Below are 17,656 nucleotides of genomic sequence, written 5' to 3' on the forward strand. Positions count from 1 at the left end.
TGAATGAACGAGGCTATGACGAGACGCACTTCAGTATCACCGCAGCCCGCGGTGCTCTGCCGCTTCGATCAGCTACCGGCAAGAGGCCGAGTGCTGTGTCGCGGTTATGTGGAATCGATTACGTTCCAGCCCGTGAATGCCCCGCCGGAGTTCTCGGCGATTCTGAGCGAAGCGAGCGATGCGGATTCAGAGGCCCCTGCACACCGTGCGGGGAAGCTGCGGCTGCGTCTGGTGTGGCTGGGGCAGCGCGCCGTACCCGGAATCGCGACAGGCACCACCTTGCGCTTTCAAGGGATGCTTTTGCAACGGGACGGGCTGCCCACGGTTTTCAACCCCCGTTACGAGATCATCAGCCATACTGAGCCTCAGCGGCGTTCAGGGAACCGCCGATGAGCACGCCAGCAGGCCCGCCGCCTGGCGGTTCGGAAAATCAGCCCGAGCCGCGGGATCAGCGCGGTGCAGAGGGTAGTGCACAGCGCCCGAACTTCGCGGAACTCGCTGAAACATATGCCAGCCGTTCCGGTCTGAGCCGGAACGAGCAAGGGCATATCGACCTCAGAGCCGTGGTCGGTGGTTGGCGGGGCCTGATGGAGGCGATCCTGCCCGGGCTCGTCTTCCTAGTCAGCTTTATCACAGCCCAGAATCTGATTCTCTCCCTGGTCTTAGCGGTCAGCGTCGGCGTGATTTTCACGGTGCTACGCCTGATTCAGCGCGGTTCGCTCATGCAGTCGTTCTCGGGGCTGGCCGGGATCGTGATCTGCGCGCTTTTCTCCGGCAGCACTGGTAAGGCCCTGGACTTCTACATCCCGGGCTTCATCACCAACCTGGTATCGATCACGGTGCTGCTCCTGAGCATCGTGGTGCGCTGGCCGATCACCGGCATCCTCTTCGGATTCTTGCGCGGTGAGGAAGTCCGCTGGCGCAGCAATCCGCAACGGCTCAGGGCCTACACTTTGGCCGCCTGGATTATGGTGACTCTCTTCGTGTTGCGGCTCGTAGTGCAGTACCCGTTGTTCCTAGCGGGGAACCTGCCGGCCCTGGGGGCCACCCGACTGGCTATGGGGGTCCCGCTCTACGCTTTCGCGCTCTGGCTCGCCTGGATGGTCTCCCGCCCGGCAGCGGTCATCACGAGCGAGGAAGCTGCCAAGGAGAACCGGCAAGCAGCCGAGGAGCCCCGGGGCTAGGCGTTAGCTAGAGGCTGTCGTCTTCCTGGCCCAGCTGCTCGTTCTCAGCCGCCGCAGCAGCCTCGCGTTCGGTGCTGCTGGGCTCGTAGCCGCCGGAGAGCACCGCACGCAGCTCGTCCTCAGCGGCGATCGTGGTGATGAAGAAGAGCTCATCCCAGCTATCGATGACATCGTCGATGCTCGGCGTGATCGGCGCCTCGTCCCGCAGGATCGCCACCAGCGTGGTGTCCGCGGGCCAGGCGATGGAGCCGACTCGTGAGCCCACGATTTCCGAATCCTCCGGAACCGTGAACTCGACGAGTGAAGAAACACCCGTCTGCAAGGTCAGCAACCGCACCAGATCGCCGATCTCCACGGCTTCCTCGACCAGTGCGGTCATGAGCCGCGGCGTGTTCACCGCGACATCGACGCCCCAGGAGTCATCGAACATCCAGCCGTTCTTGGGGTTGTTCACCCGGCCCACGGTCCGGCCCACCCCGAACTCGGTCTTCGCCAGCAGGGAGACCACCAGATTCACCTTGTCATCACCGGTCGCGGAGACCACGACCTCGGCCTCATCGAGTTGGGCCTCGCGTAGCGTGGAGATCTCACAGGCATCACCGACGAGCCAGCGCGCCCCGCGGAGCCCGCTGCGCCCGATGACCTCAGGTTTGGGGTCGATGAGCAGCACCTCGTGCCCATGTGCGAGCAGCTCCCGGGCGATGGAGGAGCCGACGCTGCCGGCTCCGGCGATGACGACCTTCACGATGCCTCCTCGGCTTTCGGTGCGCTGGTGAGTATTTTCTCGATCTCGGCCTTACGCGCCAGCTCGAGCATCACATGGAGGGTATCGCCCTGCTGATAGCTGGTCTCCTCGCCCGGCAGGATCCCTTCGCCGAAGCGAGTCAGGAAAGCCACCCGGGATCCACTGGTCTGCTCGATGGCTCTCAGCGAACTACCGATCCAGCCCTGATGCAAAGGCACCTCGGCGAGGATCAGCCGGCCCGAAGGCTCTCGGTAATCACCGGCGATGGACTGTTCCGGAAGGATTCTGCGCAGGACCTGGTCGGCGCTCCAGCGCACCGCGGCCACCGTGGGAATGCCGAGGCGCTGATAGATCTCGGCCCGGCCCGGATCATAGATCCGGGCCACGACATGCTCTACGTGGAAAGTCTCCCTGGCCACACGCGTGGCCAGGACATTCGAGTTATCTCCGCTGGAGACGGCGGCAAAAGCATAAGCCTCTTCGACACCCGCCTGACGCAGGGTCTCCCGGTCGAAACCGACACCGGTGATTTTGCGGCCGGCGAAGCCACGATGCAGCCTGCGGAAGGCCCGCTCATCCTGGTCGATCACCGCTACGGAGTGCCCCGAATCCTCAAGTGCTTGAGCCAGAGTCGCGCCGACTCGGCCGCAACCCATAATCACATAGTGCGCCACAGGGAGCTCCTCCTGAACGAAAGACCGGATGGACGATGTCGGTGCTCATTCTAGCTGGGGATACAGTAGGGAGGTGCTGACGTTTTTCAACGCCCTGAAACGCGTTGTCGTAGGGAAGCCGTTCCGCAACGACCGGATGGCTCAGACCTTGCTCCCCAAGCGCACCGCCTTGCCGGTCTTCGCTTCTGACGCGCTCTCTTCGGTGGCCTACGCACCGGACGAGATCCTGCTGACCCTGGCTCTCGCCGGGGCCACCGCGGTCACCATCTCGCCTTGGGTCGGCCTGGCCGTGATGATCGTCATGGCGACGGTGATCGCCTCCTACCGGCAGAACGTGCACGCTTACCCTTCAGGCGGTGGCGACTACGAGATCGCCAATGTGAACCTCGGGAAGGGTGCGGGGCTCACTGTGGCCTCGGCTCTGCTCGTGGATTATGTGCTGACCGTCTCGGTGTCGATCTCCGCCGCAGCCAATTACCTCGCCACCGCGGTCCCGGTGCTGCACGGCAGTCAGATGTGGATCGCGCTGACCGGCGTTGCGGTCCTCGCCCTCGTCAATCTCCGGGGCGTCCGCGAAGCCGGCAGTTTCTTCGCGATCCCCACCTATATCTTCATGATCTGCATTCTGTGCATGAGCGCCGTGGGCCTGGTTCAGGCGGTGACCGGAACGCTCGGTCAAGCACCGAGCGCGCAGTTCGAGATCGTCCCGGTACCCGCCTACGAGCAGGGCCTCGTCGGCCTCGCCGGGGCCTTCCTGCTGCTGCGGGCTTTCTCCTCCGGCGCCGCAGCCCTGACCGGAGTCGAGGCGATCAGCAACGGTGTGCCGACGTTCCGCAAGCCCAAATCGAAGAATGCGGCGAGCACTCTGTTCCTGCTGGGCGTCGTTGCGATCTCCATGCTCGGCGGGATCATGTTCCTGGCCAATGCCACGGGTGTCCGCATCGTTCAGGATCCCGCGACTGAACTCCTGATCAACGGTCAGCCGCCGCCGGCCGACTACATCCAGAACCCGGCGATCTCGCAGATCGCCGCGACGATCTTCGGGCTGGCATCCATTCCCTTCTTCCTGATCGTGGCGGCCACGGGCACGATCCTGGTCTTCGCCTCGAACACCGCGTTCAACGGGTTCCCGGTGCTCGCCTCGATCCTGGCGCAGGACGGTTACCTGCCGCGCCAGCTGCGCACCCGGGGCGACCGCCTGACCTTCAGTAATGGCGTGCTCGCACTCGCGGTGGCCTCGATCGTGCTCATCGCGTCCTTCAACGCGGACGTCACGAAACTGATCCAGCTCTACATCGTGGGTGTCTTCATCTCCTTCACGGCGAGCCAGCTGGGTATGATCCGGCACTGGGGCCGGGAGCTCAAGCTCGTCAAGGATCGCGCGCGGAAGCGGCGCATCCTCAAATCCCGCACCATCAACACCGTGGGGTTCTGTATGACGCTATCGGTGCTGCTGATCGTGCTGATCACCAAATTCGAGCAAGGCGCCTGGATCGCTCTGCTCGCGATGCTGGTGCTTTTCATGATCATGTGGAGCATCCACGTGCACTATCGGAATGTGGCCCGGGAGCTTGCGGTCAGCGAGGACACCTCTGCGGCCCGGGCGCTGCCCACGAGGGTGCACGCGGTGCTGCTGGTATCGCATGTCCGCAAGCCGATGTTGCGGGCACTCGCCTATGCCCGCGCATCCCGGCCCTCTCAGCTCGATGCCATCATGGTCGATATCGATGCGGAGGAGACCGCGACCACCGTGGCGGACTGGGAGCGGCTGCAGATCACGGTTCCGCTGACGGTGCTCGCCAGCCCCTACCGGGAGACGATCCGCCCCATCATGGAATACGTCAAGAACATTCGCCGGGAGTCGCCGCGGGATCTTGTGGTGGTCTACATCCCGGAGTACGTGGTGGGCAAATGGTGGGAGCAGCTGGTGCACAACCAGACCGCGTTGCGGATCAAGACCAGGCTGCACTTCGAACCGGGAGTCATGGTTGCCTCGGTGCCCTGGCAGCTCAAATCCTCTGCGGGAGCGCGCCGTTTCCAGGAGCTGGAATGAACGGCGCCGCCGTCGGAGGCGAGCCGGCCGCGTCGGTGCCGGATCGGATCGAGCTGACCGTCGGCCCAGTAGCCCATGGCGGGCATTGCGTGGCACGTTATGAAGGCCGAGTGGTCTTCGTCCGGCATGCTCTGCCGGGGGAGCGGGTTCTGGCGGCTGTGACCGAGGCCGACCCCGGGGCCGCCTTCTGGCGTGCCGATGCGGCGACGATTCTGGAGAGCTCACCGCATCGGGTACCGCATTTCTGGCCCGCGGCCGATGCCCAGCTGGCTTACGCCGCCGGCGGTGTGCCGGTGGGTGGTGCTGAATTCGGCCATATCGCGCTGCTGGAACAGCACCGGCTCAAAGCGCAGGTGCTTGCCGAGCAGCTGCGCAGATTGGCCGGCCAGGAATGGGATATTCCGGTTGAAGATGTCCCGGTTGCAGGTGCGTCGGTTGAACCAGTGCCGGATCCCGGGCCGACCGATGGCCTCGGCTGGCGCACCAGAGCCGGATTCACGGTGAGCCCGGCGGGTCGCCTGGGGATGTATGCGCATCGCTCGGAGCGGATCCTGCCGGTTGACGATATGCCGCTGGCGGTTCCGGCGATCCGGGAGCTGGCCAGAGATCTGCACGGCCTCGATCTGCATGGCGTGCAGCGTATCGATCTCACGGCCCCCGGAGGGGAGGCCGGCGGCGAGGCCTTCGTGCTGCTCGCCGGGGAGCGCTCCGCCGCAGCCCGGGTGGCAGCGGAACTGCCGGATGGTACTTCTGCTGCGCATAAATCGGCGAGCCGCGGGATGCACCGGCTGCGCGGACGGAGCTGGGTTTCCGAAAACGTTGGCGGACGTTATTTCCGGGTCAGCGGAGAGGGGTTCTGGCAGATTCATCGCTCCGCACCGGAACTGCTCAGCGAAGCCGTGCGATCGATGCTTACTGACGGCTTGGGAGCCGGTCAGCGCGCCGCGGATCTGTATGCGGGTGCGGGCCTGTTCACTGCCTTGCTCGCTGATCTTGTGGGCCCTGCAGGGCGAGTGCTCTCGATCGAAGGCTCACCGGTGACCAGCAAGGATGCGCGGGGCAATTTCCGCGCTGAAACGCAGGTGATGGTCCGCCCCGGGCGGGTCGACCGGGTGCTGCGCAGCGCTGTCAGCGAGCTCGGCGGCCGTCTGGACGCCGTGATCTTGGATCCGCCACGAGCGGGTGCGGGCCGCGCCGTGGTCCGCCAAATCGCCTCCAGCAAGCCCGGAAGGGTGGTCTATGTCTCCTGTGACCCGGCCTCCTTCGCCCGGGATGTGAAGTACTTCGCTGAGGCTGGTTGGCAGCTGAAGCAGTTGCGGGCCTTCGATCTCTACCCGCACACCCATCATCTGGAGACCGTCGCCCTGCTGGTGCCGGGCGACTGAACCGAGGATGTGTCACCGATCGCCTCTCAGGATGAATCCATGGATCGCGTGCAGCGCGCGTATGCTGCGCGGGCTGAGGAATATGTCGAGAAGCTCGGTGCCGTGACGGCGATGCATCCGGCCGATATCTCGCTGATATCGACTTGGGCGGCACAGTTGCACGGTCCGGTGCTTGACGTCGGCTGCGGGCCGGGACACTGGACGGCTTTCCTGCATCGTGCGCTGCGCCGTCCACTGGAGGAGCAGCATGGCAGCGGTGTTGCAGAGAACATTTCAGAGACCGCTGCGGGGCAGCCGGTGACTCAGGTGTGCGGAGTCGATATCGTCCCGGAGTTCCTGGCTCATTCCCGCGCGCAATACCCCGAGGTCGGTTTCCGCTTGGCCTCGGCGCAGCAGCTGGGCGTTCCTAGCGGATCCTTAGGTGGAATCCTGGCATGGTACGCACTGATCCATACTCCGCCACCGCAGCTCTATCTCGTGTTCGCCGAATTCGCGCGTGCATTACGGCCAGGAGGTTTGCTTCTCCTGGGTTATTTCGACGGGGAACAAACAGAGTCTTTCCAACACGCCGTCATCACCGCATATCGGTGGTCGATGCCCGAGCTTCACGAAGAGCTCACCGCTTCCGGTCTCGAGCTGTGTCAGACCAGCATCAGGAAAGACCCGGGCCAGCGTTCGCACGGTGCGATGATCGCCCGGCGGGGCTCGGCCGTAGCCTCACCACTCTAGGTCTGAGTTCCCCCACCAGAAGTTCATCCCGGGGGATGACAGCAACACCCGAGAGCTTGTCTAAAGTAGTGATCATCATGACCAATTCACTGAGCCATGCTGAGGCGAAGAATCAAGCCCAGCTCGCCGAGATCACCGCAGCCAAAACCCGTCTTACTCCGTTGGCAGATGCCGATCTCATTGATCACGGCCTCGATGCCCAACAGGTGGTTGAACGCCATGCCGCTGGCTTGGGCAATAAAATCCCCAACGATTCCAGCCGTACCCTCGGGCAGATCCTGCGGGCCAACCTGTTGACCCTCTTCAATATTGTGCTGGGCATCTGCCTGGTCGTGGTGCTCATCGTGGGTAGCTGGCGGGATGCGCTCTTCGGTTTCATCGTGATCGCGAATGTAGCCATCGGCGTCATCCAGGAGTACCGGGCGAAACGCACTCTGGACCGGCTCGCGGTACTTAACGCGCCGCGGGCTCGAGCAGTCCGTGCCGGGGAGATCAGCGAGATCCCGGTGGCCGAAGTGGTCTACGACGACGTCCTGGTGCTGCGCACCGGGGACCAGGTCCCGGCGGACGCTGTGGTGCTCAGCGTCGATGGTCTGGAAATCGACGAGTCTCTGCTGACGGGAGAATCGGATCCGATCGCCAAGGATCCCGGAGCCGAAGTGCTCTCCGGTTCTGCGGTCGTGGCCGGATCGGCCCGGGTGCGGGTCAATCGGGTCGGCGTCGAGTCTTTCGCCGCGAAACTCACCGCTGAAGCCAAGCGGTTCTCGCTGGTCAATTCTGAGATCCGCAATTCGCTCAACAAGATCGTGGTGTACATCACCTGGGCGCTGATCCCGATCATCCTCCTGGTGATGAACAGCCAGATGCAGGCCAAAGGAGGCTGGGGCAACGCCCTGCAGAACGGCCTCTGGAAAGAGGCCGTGGTCTCCGCGATAGCGGCCATCGTCGCGATGATCCCTGAGGGGCTGGTGCTGCTGACCAGCATCTCCTTCGGCCTGGCTGCAGTCTCGCTGGCGCGGCGCCAGGTACTGGTCCAGGAGCTTCCCGCAGTTGAGGGCCTGGCCCGGGTCGATATGGTCTGCCTGGACAAAACCGGCACGCTCACTGAGGGCGAAATCATCTTCGATACGGAGCGTCCGCTCGCCGAGCGCGAAGGCTGGCGCCGGGTGTTGGCCTGGATCGGCGCGGATGAGAACGCCAACGCTACGGCGGCATGCTTGGCCTCCGCCTATCAGGAGGGGGTCCCCGCCGAGCCCGTCGCTTCCATACCGTTCAACAGCGCCCGGAAATGGAGTGCGGTATCGTTTGGCTCGATCGCCCCGGGGAGCTGGGTTCTTGGTGCCCCGGAGATGGTGCTCGATGAAACCGGCCCGGGTCACACGGCGGCTCTGACCGAGGGGAGCGAACTCGCTGAACGCGGCTTGCGCGTCCTGGTGCTGGCGCATACCGAGAATTCGCTCGCCGGAGCCGAGGGAACGGAAACTCTTCCGGCTCGACTGGTTCCGGTGGCGCTGTTGACTTTCCGTGAGAAAGTACGGCCGGATGCGGTGGAGACCCTGGCCTACTTCCGGGAGCAGGGCGTGAGCCTGCGAGTGATCTCCGGAGATAACCCCAGAACCGTTGCCGCAGTAGCGCGCGAGGTCGGTTTCGAAGATGTGAGCCAGGGCTATGATGCCCGCCAGCTGCCCGAAGATATCGATGCGCTGGGGGAGGTGCTGGAACGCGAGCAGGTCTTCGGGCGGGTCACTCCGGAGCAGAAGAAATCCATGGTCCTGGCTCTGCAGAAACGCGGACATGTCGTTGCGATGACCGGTGACGGGGTCAACGATGCGCTCGCGCTGAAGAATGCCGATATTGGCATCGCGATGGGTTCCGGCGCCGCTGCCACGAAAGCGGTTTCCCGATTGGTACTGCTGGACGGCCAGTTCTCCCGGATGCCCGGGGTCGTCGCCGAGGGGCGCAGGGTCATCGCCAATGTGGAGCGCGTTGCCAATCTTTTCCTGACTAAAACGGCCCAGGCGATTACGATCTCCCTGGTGATCGGCATCCTGCTCTGGCAGTACCCGTTCCTGCCGCGGCAGCTTTCGATCACGAGTGCTCTGACTATCGGCATTCCGGCGTTCTTCCTGGCACTGCTGCCCAATAAACGGCGTTACCAGCCGGGTTTCCTGCGCAGGGTGCTGTGGTTCTCTATTCCGGCCGGCATGATCATCTCGGCCTGCATCATGGGCGTTTACAGCTATGCCAGATACTCTTTGGCTCCGGAACTGAGCGCGGAGGTTCAGCTGGACACCGCGAGAACCGCGAGCACGCTGGCGATCCTGCTGCTCTCGCTCTGGGTGCTGTCGGTTCTGGCCAGGCCCTTCGACCGCTGGCGGCTGCTGATCGTCGGCTCCATGCTGCTGCTGACCATCCTGGTCTTCCTCGCGCCCTTCGCCCGGAGGTTCTTCGCCCTGGAGGTGCCGGGTGGCCAGCTGCTAGCGGTAACTCTGGGCATCGTCGCCCTGGGTGGTATCGCGATAGAGATCCTTTACCGGATACTGAAGCGCCGGGGTGCTGTCTCGGAACGGGAATGAACCGGCCCCGGATTCGTTAATAAATACCGGAGAGGTCGCTTTTTAGGTTTGCCTAACTGGCAACTGGGGACTCGCGAGACAAAGATAAAAGCTGAGGCGAGAGGAGTCCCGTAGTGAGTACTGTGGACAGCTTCGGATCCAAAGGCGTGTTGCAAGTCGCCGGGACCGATTATGAGATTTTCCGGATCAACGAGATAGAGGGCGCGCAGGACCTCCCGTTCAGCCTGAAAGTGCTGCTGGAGAACCTGCTGCGCACCGAAGATGGCGCCAACATCACGGCGGACCATATCAGGGCTTTGGCCAACTGGGATCAGAACGCCCAGCCGGACACCGAGATCCAGTTCACGCCGGCTCGCGTGATCATGCAGGATTTCACCGGCGTGCCCTGTGTCGTCGATCTGGCGACGATGCGCGAAGCAGTCGCGGAACTCGGCGGCGACCCCACTCGGGTCAATCCTCTAGCGCCGGCGGAACTCGTCATTGATCACTCAGTCCAGATCGATGTCTTCGGCAATGCCGATGCGGTCGAGCGCAATATGGAGATCGAATACCAGCGCAATGGCGAGCGGTATCAGTTCCTGCGCTGGGGCCAGACGGCTTTCGATGATTTCAAGGTCGTGCCTCCGGGAACCGGCATCGTGCACCAGGTGAATATCGAATACCTGGCCCGCGTGGTGATGACCAGAGATGCAGACGGAACCCTCCGGGCCTACCCGGACACCTGCGTCGGCACCGACTCGCACACCACGATGGTCAATGGCCTCGGCGTGCTGGGCTGGGGCGTCGGCGGCATCGAAGCCGAAGCCGCGATGCTCGGCCAGCCGGTATCCATGCTGATCCCGAGGGTCGTCGGTTTCAAGCTCACCGGCTCGATCCCGGCAGGGGCCACGGCGACCGACGTCGTGCTGACCATCACCGAGAAGCTGCGTCAGCACGGAGTCGTGGGCAAATTCGTCGAATTCTACGGCGAAGGCGTTGCCGCAGTTCCGCTCGCGAATCGGGCCACCATCGGCAACATGAGCCCGGAATTCGGCTCCACTGCGGCAATGTTCCCGATCGATGACGTGACCCTGGACTACCTGCGGCTCACCGGCCGCAGCGAAGACAGCATCGCGCTCGTCGAGTCCTACGCTAAGGAGCAGGGCCTCTGGCACGATTCCGCCAATGAGCCCCGGTTCTCCGAGTACCTCGAACTCGACCTCTCCACCGTGGTGCCCTCCATCGCGGGGCCGAAGCGCCCGCAGGACCGGATCGAGCTCACCGACGCCAAAGAGCAGTTCCGCAAGGACCTGCACAATTATGTCCGGCAGGGCGAGAGCGTTCCGGCCGCGGGCAGCATCGATGAGGCGCTGGAGGAGAGCTTCCCGGCGTCCGACGCACCGGCCTTCAGCGCGGACAGCCAAGCGCACGATGCTGAGGAGCCCCGGCTCGCCAACCCCAAGGAATCCGCTGCGAGCGGCGCCTTCGGCCGGCACTCCGACCCGGTGAAGGTCACTATGGCTGATGACCGGGAGTTCGAACTGGATCACGGAGCGGTATCGATCGCGTCGATCACCTCCTGCACCAACACCTCGAACCCCTCCGTGATGCTCGCGGCAGCGGTTCTCGCCCGTAATGCGGTCAACCATGGTCTCGAATCCAAGCCCTGGGTCAAGACGTCGGTCGCCCCGGGCTCCAAGGTCGTCACCGACTACTACGAGAAGTCGGGGCTGATCCCGTACCTGGAGAAGCTCGGCTTCTTCACCGTCGGCTACGGCTGCACCACCTGCATCGGCAACTCCGGCCCCTTGGAGACAGAGATCTCCGAGGCTGTGCAGGAAAAAGATCTCGCGGTCACCGCGGTGCTCTCCGGCAACCGGAACTTCGAGGGCCGGATCAACCCGGACGTCAAGATGAACTACCTGGCCTCGCCGCCCCTGGTCATCGCCTACGCCCTGGCCGGGACCATGGACTTCGACTTCGACACCCAACCGCTGGGCACCGACGCCGAGGGCCAGGAGGTCTTCCTGCGGGATATCTGGCCTTCGCCCACCGAGGTTCAGGAAGTCATCGACGCCTCCATCGATGAGGAGATGTTCGTCTCTTCCTACGCTTCAGTGTTCGACGGCGATGAGCGCTGGCGTTCCCTGCCGACTCCGGAGGGGAACACCTTCGCCTGGGACGCCGAGTCGACGTACGTGCGCAAACCACCGTATTTCGAGGGCATGCAGGCCCAGCCGGATGCGGTGACGGATATCGTCGGTGCCCGTGTGCTGGCCAAACTGGGGGATTCGGTGACCACGGACCACATCTCCCCGGCGGGCTCTTTCAAATCGGATAGCCCCGCGGGTCGCTACTTGCTTGAGAACGGCGTGGACCCCAAAGACTTCAACTCTTACGGTTCCCGGCGCGGTAACCACGAGGTCATGATCCGCGGCACCTTCGCCAATATCCGCCTGCGCAATCAGCTCCTCGCCGAGGCCAATAACGGCGACGGTGTTGAAGGCGGGTTCACCCGGGACTTCACTCAGCCGGACGGCCCGCAGTCCACGATCTACGACGCCGCGATGAACTACCAGGCCGAAGGCACCCCCTTGGTGGTCCTGGCCGGTAAGGAATACGGCTCCGGCTCCTCCCGCGACTGGGCGGCCAAGGGCACGGCCCTGTTGGGCGTCCGGGCGGTTATCGCGGAGAGCTACGAGCGCATCCACCGCTCCAATCTGATCGGTATGGGCGTGCTGCCGCTGCAGTACCCGGAAGGGGAGAGCGCGGCGACGCTCGGCCTGGACGGCACCGAGACCTTCAGCATCAGCGGGGTCACCGAGCTCAACGAGGGCCGTACCCCGAAGACCGTCAAGGTCACCACGGTCGGTGCCGACGGGGCCGAGAAGAGCTTCGACGCCGTGGTGCGCATCGATACGCCGGGTGAAGCCGATTACTACCGTAACGGCGGCATCCTGCAGTACGTGCTGCGTCAGATCAGCGCGGCCTAGAGGCGCTGAAAGCATTCGGGGCACCTGTTCCTCTCCAGGAGAGGAACAGGCGCCCCTTTGCATGATTGCACTCGAGCGGAGTGTGCGCGGCGCCTGGTAAATCCTCCTCTGGGTGGATAGGGGCTATCCCCAGGTCTGAAGTGCCGGGTGAATGACAACGGTAATTTCCAAAACATGAATGCATCAGAGGCCGTTCCTGAGCCTAGAAACCCGGAACCGCAGGACTCTTCACAGAAAAAGCACGAACAGAAGAAGCAGAGCAGAAGGTATCCACAACTGGATGTGCTGCGCGGGTTTGCGCTCAGCGGCATCGTCCTCATCAATGCGCCTGCGATTCTCCAGGTTTCTCTGCCCGAACCCGAAGACAGTTTTTCCTTCTTTCCGAGCTGGTCGGGAATCTGGTGCAGGGCAAATTCTTCTCGACCTTCGGACTCGTCTTCGGACTGAGCTTCGCTTATTATCTGACCAGCGCCAAGCTGGCCGGGCGGCCGGTCATCTGGGGCACACTGCGGCGGTTGGCTGCGCTGGGAATCTTCGGCACGATCCACGCTCTTTTCTACTCGGCGGATGTTCTGCGCGCTCATGCCATGCTGGGCGTGATACTCCTGGCGCTGAGTTTCCTACCGCAGTGGGCATCGCGTGTAGCAGGTGCGCTGGGCATCGTCCTCGCCGCTCCCGTGAGTCCGGCGATGGGTTTAGCGCTCGTGGGTTATTGGTTCGCGAGCTCGGGAAGATTCGCTCGCTGGAGCACGGATGTGGCAGTACTGGTGAAATTGGCGGTTCCAGCTCTTTTCGTCTTCGTCGGTGCAGAGATCTGGGGACAGCTGCAGCCGGATGAAGTGATGACCAGCAAGATGTTTTCGAGTGTTGCGGGTCCGATTCTCTACAGTACGGTGATCCTGATTCTTTGGAATTACTTCCCTCGAGTCTTGCAGATGCTGTATCAGCCGCTGGGGAAACTGACCTTGACGCACTACCTTGGTGCGACTTTCCTGATCACCGCGACTGCCGCTGTCTTCGGCTTCCCGCAGGGGGAGGGTTCGTGGATCATGGCCATATTGCTAGGCGTGGGCATCGTTGTCTTCCAGTGGATTTTCTCGCTGATCTGGTTGCGTTTCTTCACTCAGGGACCGTTGGAGTGGATCTGGCGCTCGGTGACTTGGCTGAGCATGCCTCCGATCCTGCGTTCCAGCACTCGGGAAAGCCGCTGAGGCCGAGTCCGGCGGAAACCTATCAAAGAACGATTCCGCAGCGAATAACAGAATACAGAGAACATGCTGCCCTTCCGGCACAGCCAGCGCAGGCCTTATCGCTAGGATAGATTGGTTATACACTCGGTGGGAGGCCATAGGAGAGCTGTTGTCCGCAGGCCAGGAGAACGGGAGGAGATGAGGACAGGATGGGGCTTCTTGAAACCATCAGGCATCCAGCAGATCTGACCAAACTCAATGAGAAGCAGCTGGCTCAACTGGCTCAGGAGATCAGGCAGTTCCTCATTGCCAATGTCTCGCGGACCGGGGGTCATCTGGGCCCCAACCTCGGGGTCGTGGAACTCACGCTCGCGGTACACCGGATGTTCGACTCCCCCCGCGATTCCATGATCTTCGACACCGGGCATCAGTCCTATGTGCACAAGCTCATCACCGGACGGCAGGATTTCTCCACACTGCGCCAGCAAGGCGGCCTCTCCGGCTACCCGGACCGCCAAGAGTCCGTGCACGACATCGTGGAGTCCTCGCACGCATCCGCGTCCCTGTCCTGGGCCGATGGCATCTCCCGGGCGCATCAGCTCACGGGGGAGACCGATCGCTATGTGGTCGCGGTGGTCGGTGATGGTGCGCTCACGGGCGGAATGGCCTGGGAGGCCATCAACAACATCGCCGCGGATAAAACCCGCAGGGTGGTGATCGTGGTCAACGACAACGGCCGCTCCTATGCGCCGACCGTCGGCGGCCTGGCAGAGCAGCTGCGCTCCATGCGCCCGGCCCTCGACTCGATGCGCACCCATCAGGCGTACGAGGAAACGCTGGACTGGACGAAAACCCGGCTGCAGCGCGGCGGCCCCCTTGGCCGCTTCGTGTACCGCTCCTTACACGCGACTAAAAAAGGCGTCAAGGATTGGTGGGCGCCGCAAGGGCTTTTCGAAGACCTCGGCATGAAGTACATCGGCCCCATAGATGGCCATGATCAGGACGCTCTGGAAACAGCGCTGCAGGCCGCCAAGAACTTCGACGGTCCCGTGATCGTGCACGCGATCACGGAGAAAGGCCGCGGTTATGCACCGGCCCGTGCCGATGACGCCGATCAATTCCATGCGGTAGGGGTGATCAACCCGGAAACAGGCCTTCCGCTCGAAGCTCCAGACACGCTCTCCTGGACCTCGGTCTTCGCCGAAGAAATCGCTGAGATCGCCGATGAGAAACCGGAAATCGTCGGTGTCACCGGGGCCATGCTGATCCCGGTGGGCCTGGACCGGATGGCTGCCCGCCACCCGGGCCGGGTCGTGGATGTCGGCATCGCCGAGCAACACGCCCTGACCATGGCTGCAGGTATGGCGTACGGCGGCTTGCACCCGGTGGTAGCGCTCTACGCGACCTTCCTCAACCGGGCTTTCGACCAGCTGCTCATGGATGTCGCCCTGCACCGGGCGGGCGTGACCGTGGTCCTGGACCGGGCCGGGGTCACCGGGCCGGATGGCCCCAGCCACCACGGAATGTGGGACTTATCGATCCTCCAAGTGGTTCCCGGTCTGCATCTTGCGGCCCCCCGTGATGCTACCAGGCTCCGTGAAGAGCTGCGCGAAGCGGTGGAAATCGATGACGCCCCCACGGTGATCCGTTACTCCAAAGGCAACGTCGGAGCCGATGTAACAGCGCTGGAGCGGCTTGACGACGGCGTCGATGTGCTGGCCCGCCGTCCGGCTGATGCATCAGCCGACAGCGCCTTCCGGGACGGGCACGATGTGCTGATCGTCTCTGTGGGCGCCATGAGCGAGCTGTCCTTGCAGGTCAGCGAACTGCTCGGAGCCCAGGGGATCTCCTCGACCGTAGTGGACCCGCGCTGGGTGCTTCCGGTGCCCGGTTCGATCATTCGCCTAGCCGCTCAGCATCGGATCGTCATCGTGATCGAGGACGGCGTCCGGGCCGGCGGCGTCGGCTCCCGGGTCCGTCAGGAGATGCGAGCCGCCGGGGTGGATACCGCGCTGAACGAAGTAGGATTGCCGGTCGAGTTCCTGGCACACGGCAGCCGCTCCCAGGTTTTCGAACGGGTGGGGCTGACCAGCCGCAAAGTGGCTCAGGAGGTCGTCGCGCAGGTTCTCGGGGCTAAGGTGCCCTTCGCCCGACCCCTGGCGGAGGAGAGCATCGCCGATCCGAGTCAGATCAACGGGACCGGTCCGCTGCCACGGCTGTAACCACCCTGCTGGAGCTGTCGGGATCGGCATGGGAACCCTAGACTGGGGGTATGACTGAGTATCGCGCGCTAGGTAATTCCGGGCTCATCGTCTCCACGGTAGGTCTCGGTTGCAATAATCTAGGCCGGTCGGGAACGGCCACGGAATCCCAGGCGGGGACGGACGCCGTCATCCAGGCCGCACTCGATGCGGGCGTCACCTTCTTCGATGTCGCCGACAACTACGGGGCCGAACCTGGGCTCAGCGAAGAACGGCTCGGGAAGGCCCTTGGCGGGCGGCGGGGCGATGTGGTGATCGGCACCAAGTTCGGGATGGACGTGAAGGGCGCCAACGGGCCCGACTGGGGCGCACGCGGATCGCGCCGTTACATCATGCGTTCCGTTGAAGCTTCGCTGCGCAGACTCGGCACGGACTGGATCGACCTGTATCAGTACCACACCCCGGATGGCGTCACCCCGATCGAGGAGACCCTCTCCGCGCTCGATGACCTGGTGAGGCAGGGGAAAGTGCGGTGCCTGGGGCATTCCAACCAGTCGGGCTGGCAGATCGCAGAATCTGCCTATGAAGCACGGATCGGCGGATTCACCCCTTTTATCTCCGCGCAGAACCATTACAACCTGCTGGATCGCCGTGCGGAGCTGGAAGTCCTTCCGGCGGCAGAGCGCTTCGGCCTCGGCGTCTTACCCTATTTCCCTCTGGCCAATGGCCTGCTCACCGGAAAGTACCGCGATGGCAAAGCGCCGGAAGGCAGCCGTCTGACGCACTCCCGCAGCCACTTGCTGACCGAGACTGACTGGCAGCAGATGGCTGCTCTGGGCGATTTCGTCACCGAACGGGGGATCACCGAGCTGGATGTGGCTTTCTCCTGGCTGTTGGCTCAGCCCGCAGTGACGAGCGTCATCGCGGGGGCGACCCGGCCCGAGCAGATCACCGCTAACGCAGCGGCCGCCGCATGGAAGCCGAGCCCGGAAGATCTGGCCGCTCTAGACGAGATCTTCCCGGAACCGGACAAGATCGCACTCTTCTGAGCTGAACACTACGGGAGCAGGCGAACCGCTTTGTATTTAGCAGACTTTCTGTAGGCGAGTGCGTTCAACTGCTACCGCCTTGTGTCACTCGGTGGATGTAGAAAGATATGGTGACAGCTATCAGTGCTGAGCCAACGAGTAGGGTCGATCCCCATTGACCAAAAGCGCCGAAAGCATATCCAGTCAGGGGCTTAGATGCGGCACTACCACCTATCCCGCTTAACTTTTGCACACTGAGCACACGTCCAAGCCGTTCCGAGTCGACATGAACAGCGATGCGCGCAAATACTACGGCTCCTGCACTTGGTGCGAGCAGCACGGAGAGAGCGAGAGGGATAGCCATTGCGTAAGTGCCGGAAAGTACTGAAGCCATCGAAATTGTAACGGCAACGACGACAGAAGATGAGATAAGTACAGCATTGAAAGATAGCTTTCTCGTGATCCAAGGCACGAGCATGGCACCAATAATTCCAGCTCCGCCAAGGGCTCCAGATAATGACCCGATGATGACGGTAGGAGTCCCAGCCGCTTCGAGGCTAATAACAAGTAGGAAGATGGAGCCTGTGATGGCGACGTTCGAAAAGAACTGTAAGAGAGTTATGAGACGAAGCTGTTGATCTTTCGACACGTGAATGAAACCGGCAGCAAATGATCTAAAAAAGCTTTCGTCGGGTCTGCCCCGGGTTTGGTTGACAGTTGGGGTTTGGGGTGATCAGGCCGCTTTCGCGTCCGTGTAGATCGTCTCAAACTCTACGGGAGTGAGTTTGCCGAGGCCGCGTTGCCGGCGTCTTCGGTTGTACTTCGTTTCGATCCAGGAAACGATCGCGAGGCGGAGGTCAGCGCGAGTGTTCCAGCATCTCGTGTTGAGCACGTTCTTCTGAAGCAGGCTGAAGAAACT

At 63.0% G+C, this 17,656-nt stretch carries 15 protein-coding genes; 11 read left to right on the forward strand and 4 right to left on the reverse strand.

Annotation, left to right across the window (positions count from 1 at the left end; genetic code table 11):
• The first annotated feature begins 3 nt into the window (after nucleotides 1–3).
• Nucleotides 4–393: a hypothetical protein gene (locus tag C501_RS0104330; protein WP_245532403.1), complete on the forward strand. Its 390-nt coding sequence runs from the start codon at nucleotides 4–6 to the stop codon at nucleotides 391–393.
• On the forward strand, nucleotides 390–1,184 hold the full coding sequence (locus C501_RS0104335) for a DUF3159 domain-containing protein (RefSeq protein ID WP_018134408.1): 795 nt from the start codon (nucleotides 390–392) through the stop codon (nucleotides 1,182–1,184). The genes C501_RS0104330 and C501_RS0104335 overlap by 4 nt, the downstream gene beginning before the upstream one ends.
• Before the next feature lie 7 nt (nucleotides 1,185–1,191).
• Here C501_RS0104335 and C501_RS0104340 read toward each other — a convergent pair whose 3' ends face one another.
• Both C501_RS0104340 and C501_RS0104345 read right to left on the reverse strand, forming a co-directional pair.
• Nucleotides 1,192–1,929 carry a potassium channel family protein gene (locus C501_RS0104340; protein WP_018134409.1) on the reverse strand — a complete coding sequence of 246 codons (738 nt, stop codon included), beginning with the start codon at nucleotides 1,927–1,929 and terminating at the stop codon, nucleotides 1,192–1,194.
• On the reverse strand, nucleotides 1,926–2,603 hold the full coding sequence (locus C501_RS0104345; RefSeq protein ID WP_026174599.1) for a potassium channel family protein: 678 nt from the start codon (nucleotides 2,601–2,603) through the stop codon (nucleotides 1,926–1,928). The genes C501_RS0104340 and C501_RS0104345 overlap by 4 nt, the downstream gene beginning before the upstream one ends.
• Before the next feature lie 28 nt (nucleotides 2,604–2,631).
• Between C501_RS0104345 and C501_RS0104350 the strand changes: the two genes are divergently transcribed.
• From C501_RS0104350 to C501_RS0104385, 9 genes are all read left to right on the forward strand, one after another.
• Complete coding sequence (locus tag C501_RS0104350) at nucleotides 2,632–4,656, forward strand: APC family permease (RefSeq protein WP_018134411.1); 2,025 nt, start codon at nucleotides 2,632–2,634, stop codon at nucleotides 4,654–4,656.
• On the forward strand, nucleotides 4,653–6,041 hold the full coding sequence (locus tag C501_RS0104355) for a class I SAM-dependent RNA methyltransferase (protein WP_018134412.1): 1,389 nt from the start codon (nucleotides 4,653–4,655) through the stop codon (nucleotides 6,039–6,041). Before C501_RS0104350 ends, C501_RS0104355 begins: the two co-directional genes overlap by 4 nt.
• A 39-nt stretch (nucleotides 6,042–6,080) precedes the next feature.
• Nucleotides 6,081–6,770, forward strand: a complete 690-nt coding sequence (locus tag C501_RS12495) for a class I SAM-dependent methyltransferase (protein WP_043568215.1) — start codon at nucleotides 6,081–6,083, stop codon at nucleotides 6,768–6,770.
• Nucleotides 6,771–6,847: 77 nt separating this feature from the next.
• Entirely contained in the window at nucleotides 6,848–9,346 is a 2,499-nt protein-coding gene (locus C501_RS0104365; RefSeq protein ID WP_245532404.1) for an HAD-IC family P-type ATPase, read from the forward strand.
• A 113-nt stretch (nucleotides 9,347–9,459) separates the two neighbouring features.
• Nucleotides 9,460–12,318 carry an aconitate hydratase gene (locus tag C501_RS0104370; RefSeq protein WP_026174602.1) on the forward strand — a complete coding sequence of 953 codons (2,859 nt, stop codon included), beginning with the start codon at nucleotides 9,460–9,462 and terminating at the stop codon, nucleotides 12,316–12,318.
• Nucleotides 12,319–12,465: 147 nt separating this feature from the next.
• The gene (locus tag C501_RS14240; RefSeq protein WP_156807621.1) at nucleotides 12,466–12,765 is read left to right on the forward strand and encodes a hypothetical protein; all 300 of its coding nucleotides are present in this window, start codon (nucleotides 12,466–12,468) and stop codon (nucleotides 12,763–12,765) included.
• On the forward strand, nucleotides 12,720–13,529 hold the full coding sequence (locus C501_RS0104375; RefSeq protein WP_018134416.1) for a DUF418 domain-containing protein: 810 nt from the start codon (nucleotides 12,720–12,722) through the stop codon (nucleotides 13,527–13,529). Before C501_RS14240 ends, C501_RS0104375 begins: the two co-directional genes overlap by 46 nt.
• A gap of 188 nt (nucleotides 13,530–13,717) precedes the next feature.
• Nucleotides 13,718–15,730, forward strand: a complete 2,013-nt coding sequence (dxs, locus tag C501_RS0104380; protein ID WP_018134417.1) for a 1-deoxy-D-xylulose-5-phosphate synthase — start codon at nucleotides 13,718–13,720, stop codon at nucleotides 15,728–15,730.
• Between the two features lie 50 nt (nucleotides 15,731–15,780).
• A complete protein-coding gene (locus C501_RS0104385) occupies nucleotides 15,781–16,758 on the forward strand; it encodes an aldo/keto reductase (RefSeq protein ID WP_018134418.1) in 978 nt (325 codons plus the stop codon).
• 64 nt (nucleotides 16,759–16,822) lie between these two features.
• On the opposite strand, the gene C501_RS14245 is transcribed toward C501_RS0104385, so the two are convergent.
• Together C501_RS14245 and C501_RS0104390 are read right to left on the reverse strand one after the other, a co-directional pair.
• Nucleotides 16,823–17,386, reverse strand: a complete 564-nt coding sequence (locus tag C501_RS14245; protein ID WP_156807622.1) for a hypothetical protein — start codon at nucleotides 17,384–17,386, stop codon at nucleotides 16,823–16,825.
• Between the two features lie 84 nt (nucleotides 17,387–17,470).
• The coding region (locus C501_RS0104390; RefSeq protein WP_018134419.1) for an IS3 family transposase at nucleotides 17,471–17,656 on the reverse strand (186 nt) is incomplete at its 5' end.

Source organism: Acaricomes phytoseiuli DSM 14247, from assembly GCF_000376245.1.
Lineage (GTDB): Bacteria > Actinomycetota > Actinomycetes > Actinomycetales > Micrococcaceae > Renibacterium > Renibacterium phytoseiuli.

Excerpts from the sequence above, each read along its gene's own strand:
- C501_RS0104330 (WP_245532403.1), top strand. The coding sequence starts at position 4 with ATGAACGAGGCTATGACGAGACGCACTTCAGTATCACCGCAGCCCGCG.
- C501_RS0104335 (WP_018134408.1), top strand. The coding sequence starts at position 390 with ATGAGCACGCCAGCAGGCCCGCCGCCTGGCGGTTCGGAAAATCAGCCC.
- C501_RS0104350 (WP_018134411.1), top strand. The coding sequence starts at position 2,632 with ATGGACGATGTCGGTGCTCATTCTAGCTGGGGATACAGTAGGGAGGTG.
- C501_RS0104355 (WP_018134412.1), top strand. The coding sequence starts at position 4,653 with ATGAACGGCGCCGCCGTCGGAGGCGAGCCGGCCGCGTCGGTGCCGGAT.
- C501_RS12495 (WP_043568215.1), top strand. The coding sequence starts at position 6,081 with ATGGATCGCGTGCAGCGCGCGTATGCTGCGCGGGCTGAGGAATATGTC.
- C501_RS0104365 (WP_245532404.1), top strand. The coding sequence starts at position 6,848 with ATGACCAATTCACTGAGCCATGCTGAGGCGAAGAATCAAGCCCAGCTC.
- dxs (WP_018134417.1), top strand. The coding sequence starts at position 13,718 with ATGGGGCTTCTTGAAACCATCAGGCATCCAGCAGATCTGACCAAACTC.
- C501_RS0104385 (WP_018134418.1), top strand. The coding sequence starts at position 15,781 with ATGACTGAGTATCGCGCGCTAGGTAATTCCGGGCTCATCGTCTCCACG.